Here is a 17,835-nt window from a genome sequence, read left to right as displayed (position 1 = left end):
GAAGTTCATTTTGCAATATAAGTAAAAGGGACAGTGCAGCGATTTGTTTTCAAAATCGTTGCATTGTCCCTTTTTTCATCAAGCAGTTGCAAACTGGCTGTTATATAGTTGGGCGTAAAGTGAATCTTGTGCCAGCAATTCTGTATGGGAACCTTTTTCGACGACAGAGCCGTCTTTCATTACTAAGATCAAGTCGGCATTTTTGATGGTAGAAAGACGATGGGCGATGATAAAGCTGGTTCGTCCTTGGGTCAAACGATCCATCGCCGTTTGGATCATTTGTTCCGTCCGTGTGTCGACACTGGAGGTGGCTTCATCAAGGATCAGGATCGTTGGGTCTGCTAAAATCGCCCGGGCGATCGTCAATAATTGTTGTTGTCCTTGAGACAGTTCGCTTTCGGAGCCAATGACGGTATCATAACCGTTGGGCAGGGTCCGCACGAAGTGGTCGCATTGGGCGGCTTTGGCGGCAGCCAAGATGTCTTCTCGAGTGGCATCGGGATTGCCATAAGCGATATTCTCAGCGATGGTTCCTTGGAACAGCCACGTATCTTGCAGCACCATACCAAATTTTTTCCGTACTGCCGGTGCCGAAAAGGACATCATGTCTTGATCGTCCAGCAAGATCTTCCCACCATTCAATGGATAAAAGCGCATCAAAAGATTGATCATGGTGGTTTTTCCAGCACCTGTTGGTCCGACGATCGCGACCGTTTGTTTTGGTTTGACGGAAAATTCGACGTTTTCCATCAGGAGTTTTTCCTTGTTGTAGCCAAAGGAGACGTGTTGAAAATCGATTTTTCCTTTGATGGTTTGTGGAACTGGCAGTTGCTGGGTCGCTGTTTCTTCTTCAGGATAATCAAGGATCTCAAAAATTCGTTCGAGAGATGCTAAGGCACTTTGCAAGGTATTCATAATATAAGAAGCTTGCGTGATCGGTTCAGACACTTGGTTGATGTATTGCAGATAGGCTTGTACGAGACCAATGGATAATTGCCCTTGCAACACCATCAGACCACCAACGACGGCACTTAAGATAAAGCCAATTTGATTGATAAAGCGCACGAAAGGATTGATCGCTGCACTGACGAACTGTGCTTTTCGAAAGGCTTTAAATTGGGCTTCGCTCAATTCCGCCATTTCCGCTTCAACGGCAACTTGCTGGTTGTAGGATTTGATCAGCGGATTTGCGGTATAAAACTCTTCCGCACGACTGCTGACAGCACCTAATGTTTCTTGGTTTTTGGTAAAGTAGCTCAAGTTTTTTCGTGCGAGAACGGTAGTCACAAAAGCACTCAAAAGCAAAATCAGGACCACACCGATCGTCAGTAATGGGCTGAGATAAAGCATGGCGATCAAGCCGAAGGTAATGCTGATAGTTGCCGTGATCAACTGCATCAAACCGACTTGCAAGACTTCGGATACTTTATCTAAATCGAGAATCACTCGGCTTAAAATATCGCCAGTATGATGTTTGTCGTAAAAACTGATAGGCAGGCGATTGAATTTGTCACTGATTTGTTTGCGTAAAGTCAAGGTCAGGGTTTCACTGACACTGGCCATCGTATACTCTTGCAGCAAGGAAAAGAGACTGATCAAAAGCCACGTTCCCGCTAATAGGACGACTGGACCTAAAATACTTTGCCAAAAATCATTGATCTGCCAGCCTTCTTGTTGAAACAAGGCAATCAGATTATCCAGTCCACGCCCCAAAATCAAAGGGGCGATGGACATCAGTAAGGAAAAGAACAAGGCGGAAGCGATAATCAGTAGAAAGCGGGCTTTTTGTTCCATCAGCAAACGCAGCAAACGTCGGCTTGTATGTTTCATGTTTTTTGGTGTATCCATTGTTTGTTTACTCATCCTTCATTCCTCCCATTCCTTGAGATGAGGCAAACTCTTGATAAGTTTGGCAATTGCGTAATAATTCTTCGTGGGTTCCTTTACCGACCATTTTGCCGTTATCTAAAACAATGATTTGATCGGCATTTTTGACGGTCGATACCCGTTGAGCCACGATAATGACGGCGGCATCTTTCGTGTATTCTTTCAATGCACGCCGCAAGTTGGCGTCTGTTTGATAATCCAAAGCAGAAAAGCTGTCGTCAAAGAAGTAGATTTCTGCGGGCTTTGTCAACGCTCGGGCAATACTCAATCGTTGCTTTTGACCGCCAGAGAAATTGCTGCCTTTTTGAGCAACTGGACTTTCATAACCTTCAGGCAAGCCTTCGATAAATGACTTGGCTTGAGCAACTTCAGCAGCTTTTGCCATCGCCTCATGGGTTGCTGGACGATTGCCGAAACGCAGGGTTTCTTGAATCGTGCCGCTAAGCAAGAGCGCTTTTTGCGGGACATAACTAATTTGGTCCCGTAATTCGGCTTGTGAGATCTCTTTGATGTTACGGTCAAAAAGTGTGATCGAACCAGCAGTCACATCTTTGAAACGCAACAGCGCTTTGGCGATGGTGCTTTTGCCAGAGCCAGTTCCGCCAACGATCGCTGTCGTTTTGCCTCGGTGGATCTCGAAGCTGATATCTTCTAAGACAGGTTCTTCGGCGCCTTCATACGTAAATTGCACCTGATTGAAAGCGGCGATCGCTTCAGACACGGCGGCCTTGTTCAAGGTTTGGTCACCGTCGATCAAATCAATTGGTTCTTCTAACACTTCTTCGATCCGTTGCAAGGAAGTCAAGCCTTTAGGTACCATCACGATCACCATCGCTGCCATGGTCAAAAACCAAAGACTCAGGATCGTGTATTCGATGATGGCAGTAATACTACCAATAGCAAGATGGCCGTGCAGACTTTGATAGCCGCCGTAGACAAGGATGGTCGAAATCGAGAGTCCCATTACTAAATTGACGGTCGGATTCAAGACAGCAAAGAGGCGATTGACTTGGATCATGGTTTTCGCATATTCCGTCAAGGTTCGATCTGTCCGTTCTTTTTCGTAAGCTGCTTTGTCGAATGCTCGAATCACCCGAGCGCCGGTAAAGGTTTCTCGTAAGATCCGCATCATTTTATCGACTAGCTTTTGCGTGATTTGTGATAATGGGATCGCTTTGCGGATCACTCCATAAGCGATCATTGAAAAACATAGGATCGCTACGATTGGGACCCAAATCATCCGCAAAGAGACGGTGCCGGTTAGAAAAATTGAAGCTGCGACGATCATTGGGGCTGGCAAAATCATTTGCAACGCCATCATCAAAATTTGTTGGATGTTGTTGATGTCGCTGGTGGTACGTGCCAGCAAAGTGGGCGTACCATAGCCATCAACAGCGGATACAGAGAGTTCCTGTGTTTTTTTGAAAAGGCGCATCCGCAAAAAATGCCCGAATTTTCCTGAAAGGTGGGCAGATAAATAACTACCGCCTACCGAGACGATCACGGTGCCGATGGCAATGGCAAACATCCACCAGCCATTGTGCCAAATGGCTGTCGTGTCGACTTTCAAGATCCCTTCATCAATGATTTTTGCCAAAAAATACGGCAACAGGAGTGTGCCGAAGGATTGGACCAGCATCAAAAGAAATAAACTGAAAAAGAAGCGTCGTTCTTCTTTATAAAATAACTGTAATTGTTTCATGATTTCCCTCCAAAAATGTTGTTCTATGGTAGAATAAACTGTAACGTAACGTTACAGTCAAGCAAGGAGTGAAATTTTTTGAAAAAACAATTGACCATCAGTGAGATGTCCGCTTATGCCGGTGTGAGTCGGCGTACATTGATTTATTATGATCAGATCGATCTGTTCAAACCTCATTCAATAGGTGCCAATGGCTATCGCTATTACGGCTTTGAACAATGCCTTGAGTTAGACGTGATTTTGATGTTGCGTTCTTTAGACATGCCCTTGCAAGACATTCGCCAATTTTTGAAAAACCGCAACCCGGAATACACGCAAAAGGAACTTGTGGAACGGCGAGGAGAAGTCCGTGACAAAATCGCAGCGCTACAAGAATTGGAACGAACTTTTGATCGCTATATTCAACGCTATGAAAAAGTACAGGAAGCTGATTTTGAGACCTTTACGATAGCGCATCATAAAGCAGAGGCGTTTATCGTTTCTGAAGAGATCGCCGGCGATGATCCAGAATCTGCTTATCAAGTGTACGCTCGTTTTTATCCATTAGTGGATTATAAAGATGCCTTCAGTGGCTACCCCATTGGCTTTTTAAGTGCCGGAACGACGTTGGAGGATCAGACTTTTCACGCATCTCCTTATCGGGCATTGATCTTGATTCCCCAAGATCGGCTACATCTCTATCCGGAAAAGCTGATTATCACCCGTCCCGCTGGTACATATGTTTCTGGGTTTGTCAGTGAAGGAGAGGAACAAATTGCCGCTTTTACCCACCGCATCCGAGCCTTTCTAAAAGAGAAGCAGTTGAAGATCGATGGCGATGTTTGGGAATTGTTATGGCAAGATGAAGTCTTTACCACACAAAAAGACTTGCAGATATTTGAAGTGATGGTTCCAGTGAAGCCAGAGTAGTGGAACGTGCAACCTTAGTATGAAGGAAACGAAAATCAAAATACTTAATAACAATGGTTGTTGCCACTGGCTTTTCAATAGAAGCAAAGGAGATGACTAAGGCAGATCCCTTCCCTACAAAGGGCCCTGTGAAGCGTTGAAATTCCCATTTTCCTTTTTTCTCGTTATACTTGAAAGAACAGATGAGAAAAAAGGAGAAATTTTAATGAAAAAAGAAACAGGATTACGCTCGCTGTATGCGTTGATTGGTGTCGCCATTTTAGGATTTGGGGCGGCATTGCTGCGGGTCGGCGGAGTGGGGCTAGACCCATACACGGCAGCCAATATCGGTGTCGGTGAGTTGCTAGGGTTATCCCTTGGGGTCTATCAATTGATGATCAATATCGCTGTCCTAGTATTGATTTTTATCTTTGGCCGTCGCCATATCGGTATCGGCACGGTCATCAATATGGTGCTCACAGGATTCTTCATCGACTTTTATACCAATGTTTTTGATTGGTTATCCGTCGGTCCGAATAATTGGTGGCAGCAAGGTTTGTTCTTGTTGATCGGGATCATCTTCTTTACCTTCGGAGCTTCATTTTATATGTCAGCGAATTTGGGCAGCGCCCCCTATGACGCGATCGCCCCAACCATCGTCGATCAGACGAAAGCTAATTATCGAGTGGTGCGGGTGATTCAAGACGTTGCCTTTGCCTTGATTGGACTCTTTACAGGCGGACCAATCGGGATCGGAACCTTCATCAGTGCCTTTTTAGTAGGCCCACTGATCAAATTCTGGGACAACCGTGTCTCTCAGCCATTCATCGAAAGCAGTGTCAAAAAAGCGATTTTTAAATAAAAAAGGTCTGCAGCAAAGAGAAGTCGAAGCGATTTAGTCGCCCACTTCACTCAGCTGCAGTTTTTTTGCCATTTGATCAAGGAATTCTTGCATAATTGCTTCTCAGTCGCTAGAATAAAAAAGCCGAGGAGGGGTAAGTATGCAATTACCAACACCATTTATTGAAAAATACCAACGGTTGCTAGGAGAAGAAGCATCAGCTTTTTTTACCGCTTTAACCGATAATCAGCCAGTCAAAGGCTTTCGCTTGAATGTTGCTAAGCCACACGCACAAGCGATGCTGGCAAAATATGGACCAGCCGCTGTACCCGCCCCCTATGCAGAAGCGGCTTATATTGGCGAAGTCAAAGGCCGTTCGCTGCTCCATCAAGCTGGCTATGTCTACAGTCAAGAACCTAGTGCGATGATCGTAGCAACGATCGCAGCCGCTCAACCAGGGGAGCGGGTCTTAGATTTATGTGCGGCACCAGGGGGCAAAACAACGCAGCTGGCAAGCCAATTACAAGGAAAAGGGCTGCTTGTAGCAAATGAGATTTTCCCCAAGCGTGCCAAAATCTTATCAGAAAATGTGGAGCGTTGGGGCTTTCCAAATGTAGTCGTCACCAATCAGGCGCCGCAAGAATTGAGCCGCCATTTTCCTCAGTTTTTTGACAAGATCGTGGTGGACGCCCCATGTTCTGGTGAAGGGATGTTTCGTAAAGATCCCGTCGCCTTAGAAGAATGGCAAGCAGATACACCTGAGCAGTGTGCGATCAGGCAAAAAGACATTTTGGCACAAGCCGTTGCGATGCTAAAACCGGGGGGCCAGCTGATCTATTCCACCTGTACCTTTGCCCCAGAAGAAAACGAAGCGATGATGGCTTGGTTAATGGAGGAGTATCCCTTCGCGATCGAAGCGATCGACTTGGACAATGTATCTCATGGGCGCAGCGAGTGGGGAGAGGCACCAGGGATTGAGAAAACGATCCGCTTATGGCCGCATTTAAACCAAGGAGAAGGTCATTTCGCTGCGAAATTGACCTCCCAAGCAGAAGCAGCGCCAGTGAAAAAGAAGAAAAAAGGCAAAGGAGCGACAGCTAAGAGCCCATTAGATGCAGCGACTCAAAAGTTGTGGCAAGCCTTTCGCAAGGGTTTTCCTTTTTTACAGGCACTGAATGCGACGCCACAGCTGCTAGGTGAAAACCTCTGGCTCGTTCCTGAAGAAATGCCTTCTTTAAAAGGGATCAAGTTTATGCGCCCAGGTTTGCATGTCGGCGTCGTTAAGAAGAATCGGATCGAACCAAGTTATGCGTTGGCATTGGCGATCCATGCAGAAGAAGGGGCACCGATAGTGCCGATCACTTTGCCGCAATGGCAACAGTATGTGGCAGGTGAAACCTTGAGCGTGTCAGGAAATGCTGGGTGGGTGATTTTGACAGTCGATGAGATCCCCGTCGGTTTTGGAAAACAAGTCCAAGGAACCGTGAAAAACTTCTTTCCTAAAGGATTAAGATTCAAAGCGATTTAAACGAAATAGTGTTTTTATTTCAGTCCTCGTGCTATGATGGAAGTAGCAAAATAAGGGAGCTGATCGATATGAAAACATCATCAAAAGTAACGATTGGATTAAGCATTGCAGCGATCGCTGGGATCACTACTGCCGTCGTTGTATCAGACAAAGTATTCAATAAAGTACGCTTCGCTTGCAACCGACACAAAGTAAAGAAATTTGTCGATGACAAATTCAACGGCAATGAAAAATTGCTGGATGTCGTAGACGGCTTGTCTGACAATGAATTGGATTCGTTGTTAGGTGTGATGAAAAAAGTCAATGAGGGCCGCAACAAAATCTCTGTTTACGGAGACAATATCAAAGATTCGACAGAACATGTCAAAGACAAGTTGACGAGCTTTGTTGATTCCGTCTTTTAAGCCAATCATTCCATTTGAAACTCGCAGGGACATCGGTCTTTGCGAGTTTTTCTCGTCTTTCTAAGCGTTTTTCGTTATACTAACAAGGAAATGCACGCAATGGTGCGAGGTAGAGGAGTGAAAGAGAAGTCGTGGAAAAAACAAGTACCTTGACTGCCGAGGAAAAAGCCTTTTTTATGGAAGAAGCAATCAAAGAAGCCCGAAAAGCAGAAGGTTTGGCAGAAGTACCGATCGGTGCTGTTGTCGTCTTGGATGGCAAAGTCATTGGTCGTGGGCACAATCTACGAGAAACGCAGCAACAAGCCGCAGCGCATGCGGAGATGTTTGCGATCGAAGAAGCCTGTCGCACGGTCGGAAGTTGGCGCTTAGAACAAGCGCAGCTGTTTGTGACCTTGGAACCATGCCCGATGTGCAGTGGAGCGATGTTATTGGCACGGGTGGAAGAAGTGTATTTTGGTGCCTACGATCCCAAAGGCGGCACTGCCGGTACATTGATGAATCTATTGGAAGATGAGCGCTTCAACCATTGGTCCTATGTGGAAGGCGGCATTTTAGAAGAAGCATGTGGACAGCTGCTAACAGATTTTTTCCGAGCATTACGAGAAAAGAAAAAACAAAAAAAGGCTGGCAATCTCTAACGAAATACGTTATACTAAGTTTTGCCGAAAGGCTAGGACAATGGAGGTCTTGTGAAGCGTGTCAGATCCGGAAGGAAGCAGCACTAAGCAGGATTCTCCATGTGTCTGATTGAAAAACTGCTTGTTTAGAAGAAAGCAGTAGTACTAAATGAATCGATGACCATTCAAACCTGAGACAGACTGTCTTAGGTTTTTTTATTTTTTAAATTCTTTGTGAAACCAAGGGCTGTTCTAATTGTATTCTGCTTTAAATTTAGGCAATCGATAGCAGCTCTTAGAGGGTTAAGTTGTATTTTTGATACAAAGGCTTTATTCCTGTTGAGAACCTTACTCTGATAACTTTTCCGTTGGCGATTTTTATACTCTCAAAAACTAATAATGGTACATATCATAGGGGTGAATGATGATAGAGAATATCTTTTTTTTTGCTCTCAAAGAATCAGTAGTTCTGACGAACTGAAACATGGATTACCTCCTCTTGGTATTCGATAGAATCTTCGTTTCAAGAACTCTTCATTTTCGCTTCAACGAATTGCCGTGGCCGTGTTATCGATAGAACTTCCCCAAATTAATCAGAAAAAATCGCTTTCCTTTTTACAGTTAGAAAAGTGATTTTTTCTTTTGAACAACTGTCACTGCAACTGTTTCTTTTTTATAAAAAGTCACCATTCTTTTCCAAGCATTCCAATGGTTTCCCAGAGATTTTATGCTATGCTTATTTTGTAGAGAATTCCGTCGTCTTTCTGCTGGCAATCCTTGATGCCAAGAGAAATGGATAGTGATTTCAGGCGACGTATTTGAAAAGAGGCGCACAATGGAGAAAATTACGATTATCCATACGAACGATCTGCATTCCCACCTAGAACATTGGCCGAAGATGCGGCGTTATTTGGATCAAAGAAAACGAGAAGCGGATACGACCGAAGAGACAGTGATCGCGGTCGACTTAGGCGACTTTGTCGATCGCTGGCATCCTTTGACAGAAGCAACTGACGGCAAGGCGAATGTCGATTTGATGAATCAAGGACATTACGATGCGGTGACGATTGGGAACAATGAGGGAGTCGGCAATCCCAAAGAGGTCTTGCAACATCTGTATGACCAAGCAGAATTTCCTGTCATTTTAGGCAATTTATTTGATAAACAGGATTTGCGTCCACCCAAATGGGCACAAGAATACAAAATCATGGAAAGCAATCAAGGCGCCAAAATCGGCTTGATCGCTTTTACGGCACCTTTTCCGCTAACATATGCCCCCAACGGTTGGGACATTCGCGAACCCTTGGAGATTTTGCCTTCATTGGTGCAGCATTTGCGCCCCGAGGTCGATTTGCTGGTCTTGATGAGCCATCTAGGCATCAATGCTGACCGCCAGATTGCGAGGGACTTTCCAGAGTTAGATGTTATTTTAGGTTCCCACACGCACCATTTGTTTGAAAAGGGCGAAGTCATCAATGGGGTCCAAATTGGCGCAGCTGGCAAGTTTGGTTTTAACATTGGCGAAGTCGAAGTGGTCTTAGATGATCACCACCGCCCAATCAAGCATCGCGCCCGTGTGATTCCGACCGATTCGTTGGTGGCTTTTCCGCAAGATGAGGAAGAGATCGCCGAATATCTATCGATCGGTCATCGCTTGTTGCGGGCAAATCAGGTGGCAGAAATTCCAGCAGCGTTTACGAGGGATTGGCAAAGTCAACATTCCTTGGTTCGGGAGGCGCTTTTGGCATTATGTGCCAAAGGACAGACGGAGGCCGCCATCTTAAATACGGGGCTATTTTTAGATGATTTGCCGCAAGGACGGGTCGATCAAGATCAGCTGCACACGATTTTGCCTCATCCGATGCATTTGATTCGGGTGACGCTGCAAGGCGCGGATGTCATTCGATTGGTCTTAGAGATGGAAAAAAATCGCAACTTTTTGCGCAATTTCCCAATTATGGGAATGGGTTTTCGAGGGAAGATTTTTGGTGAACTGGTTTATGAAGGCATCCGCTTTGATGAAAAAAACCACCAAGTATTGTGGAAACAAGAGCCCGTCGATCCTGCTCAAAGCTACACGTTGACCCTTGTGGATCACTACTTGTTTATTCCGTTTTTCCCGACGATCGAGATTGCTGGAACCGTTGAGTTTCTTTTTCCAGACTTTATTCGCACAGTGGTCGGAGATTACCTGAGTCAGAAATACCCCATTCAGTAGTTCGTCACTTCTCCAGCTGGTTTTTGAGAGAAAACCGCGACTATCATTGGGGAATAAAACAAGGTATAATAAACAGCAGGTGGTGAAAAAATGACCGAAAAACAAACGATCACAGATGAAATGACATCTGTACTAGAAGAAATTATTGAAGAACCAGCGAAACAACCGCAAAAAGGCGAGTTGGTGACTTTGTTAAATGATGAGGAATTAATGATTGGCAATCGACAATACAAATTGGTCATGGATTATCGTGAAGGCTTCAATCCAGAAAAGCTTGGCGAGCGTTACAGTGAAGTGTTGGCACGTTATGATTATATCGTAGGCGATTGGGGTTATGAGCAACTGCGTTTGAAAGGCTTTTTTGAAAAAGATAACCGCAAAGCATTACCCGATCAGCGTATCGACATGCTGGAAGACTATTTGTATGAGTATTGCAACTTCGGTTGTGCCTATTTTGTGATCCAACGAGTTGGCGGCAAGAAAGAAAAAAGTACCTCCCGCCGACGCAAGAAAAAGCCAACCCAAAACAATCAAAATCAAAATACACAACAAAACGCCCATATAGAAGAAAAGCGTGACACAGTACCGCAGAAAAAAAGCAAACCAACGATCAAAAATCGTAAACCAAAAGAAAAGAACGTCAAAAAAACCGAAACAACCACGGTGAAAAAAGGCAAAAAAGAGTTTACGATTCGACAAAGGGAAGAATAAGATGAAATATAAAGGCTATTTGATTGATTTAGACGGCACGATTTACTTAGGAAAAGAGCCGATCCCTGCTGGGAAACGCTTCGTAGAGTCCTTACAAGAAAAAGGACTGCCCTATTTATTTGTGACCAATAATACGACCCGCAGTCCCGAAGTCGTGGCGCAGCGATTGGCGGATGAATTTTCGATCCATGTGGCACCAGAAACGATCTATACCGCAAGCTTGGCAACGATCGATTTTATGAAAGACCATGGCAAAGGCCGCAAAGTGTTTGTGATCGGCGAAGCGGGGTTGATCGATTTGATCTTAGCTGCTGGGTTTGAGTGGGAAGAAACCAATCCGGATTATGTCGTGGTTGGTTTAGACAACCATGTGACCTATGAAAAATTTGTTTTAGCAACGTTAGCGATCCAAAAAGGAGCTACCTTTATCGGGACCAATCCAGACAAAAATATCCCGACGGAAAGAGGCTTGTTGCCAGGTGCGGGTTCACTGATTGCAATGGTGGAGACTGCCACCCAAACGCAACCGATTTTTATTGGCAAACCAGAAGCCATCATTATGGAAAAAGCGGTGGCACACATCGGCTTATCAAAAGAAGAGGTCTTGATGGTGGGGGACAATTATGAAACGGATATTCGCTCGGGGATCCAAAACGGGATCGATTCTTTGCTCGTATTATCTGGCTTTACCCCGAAAGCGGCAGTTCCGACATTACCAGTAGCACCAACCTATGTGGTTGATTCTTTAGATGAGTGGGATTTTGAACAATGAAAAAACAAGTGTGGCTTGAACGCTTAGGATTTGTCTGCTTGTTTTTGTTTTTGGTCAGTCTAGCGATCACCCTAACGATCAATTTTCGACCGTTATATTGGTTTGATGTCGATCACTTGAATCTGCTGGATTATACCTCGCTAACAAGAGAAGAGTTGTTGAAGAACTATGGCTTATTGTTAGATTTTCTAAACAATCCCTTTGCAAGTACGCTCGCCTTGCCCGATTTTCCAATGTCTGAAGCTGGCGCTGGGCATTTTTACGATGTGAAGCAGTTGTTTCTATTAAATTATGCTGTGATGATCGTCACGGTGCTGCCGAGTATCTGGTTCGTCAATCGGTTACGGCAAAAACAACAGCAATGGCGCTTGATTCGTCCCTTTCAATGGGGGATGATTTTGCCGCTGATTTTCGGGTTTTTGATGGCTGTCGGCTTTGACCGCTTTTTCGTTACGTTCCATGAGATTTTCTTCAGTAACGACGATTGGCTCTTTAATCCAGCCACCGATCCGATCATCAACGTGCTGCCAGAAACGTTTTTCATGCATTGCTTTATTCTCTTTTTCGTCTTGATTGAAGTCTTCTTTTTTGCCTTCTATTGGTGGGGGAAACGAGGCTTGAAAAAAACAGCGTAATGAAAAAAGATCAACGATCCACTTCCTTTGAGAGAGGTGAATCGTTGGTCTTTTTTTATTGCGTAATGTAATGAGATTTACTTGGGTGTTGATGGGCTAAGCGACTTGCGGCAGAAGCGGCGATGGCACCTACGATATCATCTAAAAAGGTGTGAACGCGGGGACCGTCGTGCTTGTTCAGTTCTTTCAAAATGCCTGGTTTGACTTTATCAATGTATCCGTAGTTAGTAAAGCCGATGGAGCCGTACACGTTGACGATGGATAGTGCGAGGATCTCATCGATCCCATAAAGCCCTTCGTCTTCTTTGACGATTTCTTGCAGTGGATGCAGCAGTTGATTTTCTTCTGCCAAAATATCTAACTGAACACCCGTTAAAATCGTGTTGTGGACTTCCCGCTTGCTTAAGACAGCGTTGACGCTTTCGATACACATCTCCAAGGTGATGCCTTCAATGTAGTCTTTTTGCAAAAACATCACCAATTCGCCGATGTCTTGCAGTGAGACACCGCGGTCGGCCAACAATTCTCTTGCTTTGTCTTCAAGTGTTTTGCTTTCTAATACCATATAGTTCCCCTCCATGTAAAAAAAGTTTATTCAAAAGTCAACATGCGACTGATGGATTGCAATCATAAGTTGTGCCCTATTCCAGTTGCAGCCCATGCCGTTTGGGTTTTAGTCCCTTCTGGCATTTAGGTGTTTGCTAATTTTGCTTTGGCTGCCACTGCCCAAGGATGGGGGACCACTAAGTCACCGGCAAAGAGCCAGTCCATATAAAACTCAGCGGCGGCTTCCAAGGAATCATCGAGGCGCTCTAATAAGCCGGTTAAAAAAGGTGCTTGATCTTTGCGATCCCATTTGATTTTGTCGGCTAAAAAAACGATCAGATCGAGACGACTATATTGGGCCTTTAAGGTGGTATGACAGCTGATGGCGGACAGAATCTCTGGATCAAACACCTGAAAAACCGTTTTTGCTAACAAAGCGGATTGCTGCTGATGCAGCAAAAAAGGTGCTTGCCGCTCCGCGTCTAAGATCGGTTCGCCTACCGCTATCTGCAAGGCGATTCGCTGATCGTTAGGTATGACGACGCTGACATCGTGCAGCAGTCCTGCCAAATAAGCTTTCTCCGCGTTGACTTGAAACCGTTCTGCCAATCCTTTGGCTTCTTGGGCAACGGCTAGATTGTGGCCTGCCGTTTCGGCATGATCGAAGGCTTCCAGATACTGAACCATTTGCTCAGTGAGGGTCTCCCCCTGTAAAGAGAGAGTATAGGCGGCAAGTTGATGTTGACTAGCTTGTTTCATCTCAGCTACTCCTTAAAAAGACTTGTACTATGGGCAGGTTGTGTCCGCGTTTTGGGATCAATGTAGTGGAGCGCATTGTTCACCGCGGTTGGGGCTTCACCAAAACCAGTAGCGATCAGGTCGACTTTTCCGTCGTATAAAACGACATCCCCACAGCCATAGACCCCAGGAACAGACGTGCTCATATCTGAAGAGACGAAGACTCCTTGGCGGCTGCTTTTCATGCCCCAATCCTTGATGTTCAATGTGGAAGAAAAACCGTAATTGACGATCAAAGCATCCAATGAAAGGCTGACCGTTTCATCACCCTTGACTTGCTGCAACGAGACACCAGTCAAACGTTGCTCTCCTTGGAGCTCTTGGATCACATAAGGAGTCAGAATGTTGACGGCAGAAGATTGTAATTTGCTGACGCTATGTTCATGAGCACGAAATTCAGGACGGCGATGGATCAAGTAGACTTCACTAGCGATCGGCTCCAGCATCAATGCCCAATCGATGGCAGAATCGCCGCCACCGGCGATCGCTACTTTGCGTCCGGCATACTTCATCAAATCGGTGACAAAATAGTCTAAGCCGTATCCTTCAAACCGCTCGCTTTCTGGCAAAGTCAGTTTGCGCGGCTGGAAGGAGCCGTTTCCTAAAGCCAAAATCACGGCTTTTGAGTAATGGATTCCTTTGTCGGTAGTGACTTCGATATAGTCTTCTTGTTTTTCGACCGACAAGACGGTTTCTTCTAAACAATATTGGTGATTGAAGGTCGTCAACTGTTTTTCCAGGTTTTGGACAAGATCGCCCGCTTTGATTTTCGGATAACCTGGGATATCGTAGATGTATTTTTCTGGGTATAAAGTAGCAAGCTGACCGCCTAATTGCGGCAAGCTGTCGATAATCTTAGTTTTGGCGTTACGCATGCCGGCATAGAAAGCAGAAAACATCCCGCTAGGTCCGGCGCCGATAATCGTTATATCAAAAATATCCATGTTATTCCTCTTTTCTAACCACGTTGGGGTGAAGCATGTTCGTGTTGTACGAATAGCTTCATTATAGCAAAAATTATCCAAACTAGCATTTTTTCAATTTTCTGCTATCATGGATTTATGAGAGAGAAGGAGGAGTTAATGTGTCTGAATTTCCACAGTTAGCATTAGAAAAACAAACTGGCCATAAAGCAGTCATCAAAACCAATCGTGGGGATGTAGTTGTACAATTGTTCCCAGAATTGGCACCAAAAACAGTCAAAAACTTCGTTGAATTAGCGAAAAAAGGGTATTACGATGGGATCATCTTCCACCGTGTCATTCCTGATTTTATGATTCAAGGTGGCGATCCAACTGGTACAGGAATGGGCGGCGAAAGCATCTATGGCGGCAGCTTTGAAGATGAATTTTCAAAAGAATTGTTCAATCTTCGTGGCGCTTTATCCATGGCAAACGCTGGTCCGAATACTAACGGCAGCCAGTTTTTCATCGTAAACAACCAAAATGTTCCTAGCAACATGTTAGGTCAATTAGAAGGTGCTGGTTATCCAGCTGAAATCATCGAAGCGTATCAAGCAGGTGGTACTCCTTGGTTAGATTTCCGTCACACAGTCTTCGGTCATGTGATCGAAGGAATGTCAGTCGTTGATGAAATCGCTGGCGTGCAACGGGGACCACAAGATCGTCCAGTGCATGATGTAGTGATCGAAACGATCGAAATCAGCGAATAAAACAAAAGAGCCCAAAGCAGTTTCAACGGCCATCCTCAAGGAGATCGTTGAAATGGAAGCTTTAGGGTTCTTTTTTTCATAAGAAAGAGTTAACCGATCGGTTGGTCTTTAAACGCAGCGGCGATTTGATTGAGTGCTTTTTCTAATAGCTCTTTAGGACAGGCAAAGTTCAGCCGCATATGGTGACTGCCTTGGGGACCAAAGATATTTCCTTGATTCAATACGACATTGGCTTCTTTAATCAGTTTTCTTTGTAGCTGATTATCCGTTAGGCCATAGGCAGAAAAATCCAGCCAGATCAAATAAGTACCTTCGGGCTTTTGAAACGTCACTGCTGGGAGTTGTTCAGTCAAAAAGTCGCAGACAAAGGTGCGATTTGCTTCTAAGTAGGACAATAGTTCTTCTAACCATGCTTCAGATTCACGATACGCTGCTTCAGTAGCGACCAAACCAAACGTATTGATTTCCCCTTGAACGTTACGTTCCTGTGTTTTTGCAAATTGGCTGCGTAAGGTTTGGTCTTTGATAAATACCATCGAATTTTTGATCCCAGCTAAATTAAAAGTCTTGGTTGCTGAAGTCAAAATGATCGAAAAATCGGCAAAGCTTGGCTCGACTGTTTGGAAAGAGACAAAGTGATTTGGCGCAAAAACGATGTCTTGATGGATCTCATCACTGACAACGACCACCTGGTGCTTTTGACAAATACGGCCGATCGTCAGCAGTTCTTCTTTTGACCACACGCGACCGCCAGGATTATGAGGATTACATAGAAGAAACAATTTTACCTTCTTTTCGATGATGGTTTGTTCCATCGCCTCAAAATCGATGACGAAGTGGCCATCTTTTTCCAGTAACGGTTCTTGAATTAAGGTACGCTGATTGTTTTTGACAACCTGGGCAAAGGGATGGTAGACCGGATCGTGGATCAGTACGGCATCTCCTTCTTGGGTGTAACTTTGGATCGCCAGGGCAATACTAGGGACGACACCGCTATTAAAAAGAATCGCTTCTTTATTGATGGTATAGCCATGACGTCTTTGCTGCCAATCGATGATGGAATCAAGCAGCGAATCAGGAACGATGGAATAGCCATAGATCCCTTGGGCAACTGCTTTTTCTAACGCTTTTTTCACAGGTTCTGGTGCCAGAAAATCCATATCCGCTACCCAAAGTGGCAGCAGGTTTTCTTCCTTGTAGGTTTTTGCAATGGTGTCCCATTTAACGCTATTGGTGTTTAAGCGGGGATGGACTTTGTCAAAATTGATCATGCGTTTCCCTCCTATATTGTGTAACGTTGTTTCTGATGCTTCAAATCTACCACTAGTTCAAGTATAATGAAAGTGGAAAAGAGAGGAAAGACTATGAATTATCAAATCGGGAACATTATAGAAGGAACAGTCACTGGGATTCAACCCTATGGTGCATTTGTTTCGTTAGATAAAGAAACGCAAGGCTTGATCCATGTTTCAGAGATCCAATCCGGGTTTACTAAAAATATCCATGAAGTCTTACAGATCGGCCAAAAAATCCGTGTACAAATCATTGATATTGACGAATACAGCCAAAAGATCAGTTTGTCCCGCCGTACATTGGAAACAAGTTTTGTTCAGCCACCCTTTAAGCGTAAACGCTACTTTACAAATAAGAATAAGCGGATTGGTTTCCGTACGGTTGGAGAAGCTTTACCAGTGTGGGTGAAAGAAGCTAAAGAAATGTTAGAAAAAGAAAACAGCAACAGATAATCGTGCATATTTTCTGAAAATGTGCTAAAATTAGTTTACAAACAGATGAATAACTGAGGTGGGTATTTTGGGATCCAAAAAAGTAGCGGGTACAGTTATGATGCACTTAGCAAATGGTTCGAAACGATTTTTGATGCAAATACACGAAGGCACTGCGGAATTAGCGTCAACGGATTTTTCTGAAGATAAAACCGGCTTGGCTACGATCTTACAATTGTTTAAAGACCGTATCCACCTTGATGTGACAGCGATCGAACTCGTTGAACTCACAAATGGCAACATTGATACGCAAAACATTCCTTTATTTGTTTTTGAAACGCAAGAAGCAGGACAAACGCAACAGCTGCCAGAAGGGTATGCGTGGGAAGAGCCTAATATCTTTCGTAAGATCATCGAAGACTATAAGATTGAAGGCGTTCCGTTCTTTTAGCACCTGTATACTAGTGAAAAGACTGAAGACCGTTATGACGGTCTTTTTTTATTGAAAACTTTTTGTAAATAAAATGAAATATTTCCTTGACCTGAGTCAAGAAGAATGGTAAATTAGTCAACGTTGGCAATTGAGTCAGCGGGTCAAAAATGCTTTTGAAAAAACTTCAAAAAAAGACTTGACCAAAAATGAAACAGATGATATTATAACGAAGTCGCAATTTTAAAACAGTTAATCGATGTTGATACATCAACAAAATTAATTGAAAAAAGTTGTTGACAAATAACAAATCATTTGTTATTCTAATAAAGTCGCTGAGACAGCCGCTGCGAAGTTGAAAAACAACGAGCGAAAAAAACTTTTAAAAAAAGAGTTGACAATCAAACGTCACTCTGATATGATATAAAAGTTGCTAACACAGCACGGTAGACCTTTGAAAAC

General features: G+C 44.2%; 18 protein-coding genes and 1 other RNA gene. 13 read left to right on the top strand and 6 right to left on the bottom strand.

Annotation, left to right across the window (positions count from 1 at the left end; translation table 11 throughout):
* Positions 1-78: 78 nt before the first annotated feature.
* Positions 79-1,863 (bottom strand): ABC transporter ATP-binding protein, encoded by a 1,785-nt coding sequence (locus IAE45_RS10405; protein ID WP_077453618.1) that lies wholly within the window; start codon positions 1,861-1,863, stop codon positions 79-81.
* A complete protein-coding gene (locus tag IAE45_RS10400) occupies positions 1,856-3,589 on the bottom strand; it encodes an ABC transporter ATP-binding protein (RefSeq protein WP_200126059.1) in 1,734 nt (577 codons plus the stop codon). Before IAE45_RS10400 ends, IAE45_RS10405 begins: the two co-directional genes overlap by 8 nt.
* Positions 3,590-3,694: 105 nt before the next feature.
* Between IAE45_RS10400 and IAE45_RS10395 the strand changes: the two genes are divergently transcribed.
* The 10 genes from IAE45_RS10395 to IAE45_RS10350 all read left to right on the top strand — a co-directional run bounded on the left by IAE45_RS10395 (position 3,695) and on the right by IAE45_RS10350 (position 12,203).
* Positions 3,695-4,498 (top strand): MerR family transcriptional regulator, encoded by an 804-nt coding sequence (locus IAE45_RS10395; RefSeq protein ID WP_200126222.1) that lies wholly within the window; start codon positions 3,695-3,697, stop codon positions 4,496-4,498.
* A 205-nt stretch (positions 4,499-4,703) separates the two neighbouring features.
* The gene (locus IAE45_RS10390; RefSeq protein ID WP_010748831.1) at positions 4,704-5,339 is read left to right on the top strand and encodes a YczE/YyaS/YitT family protein; all 636 of its coding nucleotides are present in this window, start codon (positions 4,704-4,706) and stop codon (positions 5,337-5,339) included.
* A gap of 139 nt (positions 5,340-5,478) precedes the next feature.
* Positions 5,479-6,846 carry an RsmB/NOP family class I SAM-dependent RNA methyltransferase gene (locus IAE45_RS10385; RefSeq protein WP_200126057.1) on the top strand — a complete coding sequence of 456 codons (1,368 nt, stop codon included), beginning with the start codon at positions 5,479-5,481 and terminating at the stop codon, positions 6,844-6,846.
* A gap of 68 nt (positions 6,847-6,914) precedes the next feature.
* Complete coding sequence (locus IAE45_RS10380; RefSeq protein ID WP_005227636.1) at positions 6,915-7,250, top strand: hypothetical protein; 336 nt, start codon at positions 6,915-6,917, stop codon at positions 7,248-7,250.
* Positions 7,251-7,381: 131 nt separating this feature from the next.
* Entirely contained in the window at positions 7,382-7,888 is a 507-nt protein-coding gene (gene tadA / locus IAE45_RS10375) for a tRNA adenosine(34) deaminase TadA (protein WP_081119050.1), read from the top strand.
* Between the two features lie 29 nt (positions 7,889-7,917).
* An RNA gene (ffs, locus tag IAE45_RS10370) (signal recognition particle sRNA small type) lies at positions 7,918-8,004 on the top strand.
* A 698-nt stretch (positions 8,005-8,702) separates the two neighbouring features.
* Complete coding sequence (locus IAE45_RS10365) at positions 8,703-10,085, top strand: bifunctional metallophosphatase/5'-nucleotidase (protein WP_200126055.1); 1,383 nt, start codon at positions 8,703-8,705, stop codon at positions 10,083-10,085.
* 90 nt (positions 10,086-10,175) lie between these two features.
* Positions 10,176-10,796 (top strand): YutD family protein, encoded by a 621-nt coding sequence (locus tag IAE45_RS10360; RefSeq protein ID WP_015509029.1) that lies wholly within the window; start codon positions 10,176-10,178, stop codon positions 10,794-10,796.
* Position 10,797: 1 nt separating this feature from the next.
* On the top strand, positions 10,798-11,568 hold the full coding sequence (locus IAE45_RS10355) for a TIGR01457 family HAD-type hydrolase (RefSeq protein ID WP_061053784.1): 771 nt from the start codon (positions 10,798-10,800) through the stop codon (positions 11,566-11,568).
* Entirely contained in the window at positions 11,565-12,203 is a 639-nt protein-coding gene (locus IAE45_RS10350) for a TIGR01906 family membrane protein (protein WP_074536563.1), read from the top strand. Before IAE45_RS10355 ends, IAE45_RS10350 begins: the two co-directional genes overlap by 4 nt.
* Before the next feature lie 55 nt (positions 12,204-12,258).
* Here the strand turns inward: IAE45_RS10350 and IAE45_RS10345 are convergent, their stop codons facing one another.
* The 3 genes from IAE45_RS10345 to IAE45_RS10335 all read right to left on the bottom strand — a co-directional run bounded on the left by IAE45_RS10345 (position 12,259) and on the right by IAE45_RS10335 (position 14,491).
* Positions 12,259-12,768, bottom strand: coding sequence for a phosphatidylglycerophosphatase A family protein (locus tag IAE45_RS10345; protein ID WP_005227653.1), 510 nt, complete (start codon positions 12,766-12,768; stop codon positions 12,259-12,261).
* Positions 12,769-12,893: 125 nt separating this feature from the next.
* Positions 12,894-13,508, bottom strand: coding sequence for a bis(5'-nucleosyl)-tetraphosphatase (symmetrical) YqeK (yqeK, locus tag IAE45_RS10340; RefSeq protein WP_195265195.1), 615 nt, complete (start codon positions 13,506-13,508; stop codon positions 12,894-12,896).
* 5 nt (positions 13,509-13,513) lie between these two features.
* Complete coding sequence (locus tag IAE45_RS10335) at positions 13,514-14,491, bottom strand: NAD(P)/FAD-dependent oxidoreductase (RefSeq protein WP_195265193.1); 978 nt, start codon at positions 14,489-14,491, stop codon at positions 13,514-13,516.
* Between the two features lie 140 nt (positions 14,492-14,631).
* On the opposite strand from IAE45_RS10335, the gene IAE45_RS10330 reads away from it, so the two are divergent.
* Entirely contained in the window at positions 14,632-15,219 is a 588-nt protein-coding gene (locus tag IAE45_RS10330; RefSeq protein WP_005227659.1) for a peptidylprolyl isomerase, read from the top strand.
* An 89-nt stretch (positions 15,220-15,308) separates the two neighbouring features.
* On the opposite strand, the gene IAE45_RS10325 is transcribed toward IAE45_RS10330, so the two are convergent.
* Positions 15,309-16,490, bottom strand: coding sequence for a MalY/PatB family protein (locus IAE45_RS10325; RefSeq protein ID WP_200126054.1), 1,182 nt, complete (start codon positions 16,488-16,490; stop codon positions 15,309-15,311).
* A gap of 93 nt (positions 16,491-16,583) precedes the next feature.
* On the opposite strand from IAE45_RS10325, the gene IAE45_RS10320 reads away from it, so the two are divergent.
* Together IAE45_RS10320 and IAE45_RS10315 are read left to right on the top strand one after the other, a co-directional pair.
* Complete coding sequence (locus IAE45_RS10320) at positions 16,584-16,964, top strand: CvfD/Ygs/GSP13 family RNA-binding post-transcriptional regulator (RefSeq protein WP_008378090.1); 381 nt, start codon at positions 16,584-16,586, stop codon at positions 16,962-16,964.
* 67 nt (positions 16,965-17,031) lie between these two features.
* Positions 17,032-17,394, top strand: coding sequence for a hypothetical protein (locus IAE45_RS10315; protein WP_034871858.1), 363 nt, complete (start codon positions 17,032-17,034; stop codon positions 17,392-17,394).
* Positions 17,395-17,835 lie beyond the last annotated feature (441 nt).

The sequence above is a fragment of the Enterococcus sp. S53 genome, from assembly GCF_016516865.1.
Taxonomy (GTDB): Bacteria; Bacillota; Bacilli; order Lactobacillales; family Enterococcaceae; genus Enterococcus_D; species Enterococcus_D innesii.
Note: the sequence above shows the minus strand (reverse complement) of the source record. Positions and strands in the feature narration are given on the sequence as shown.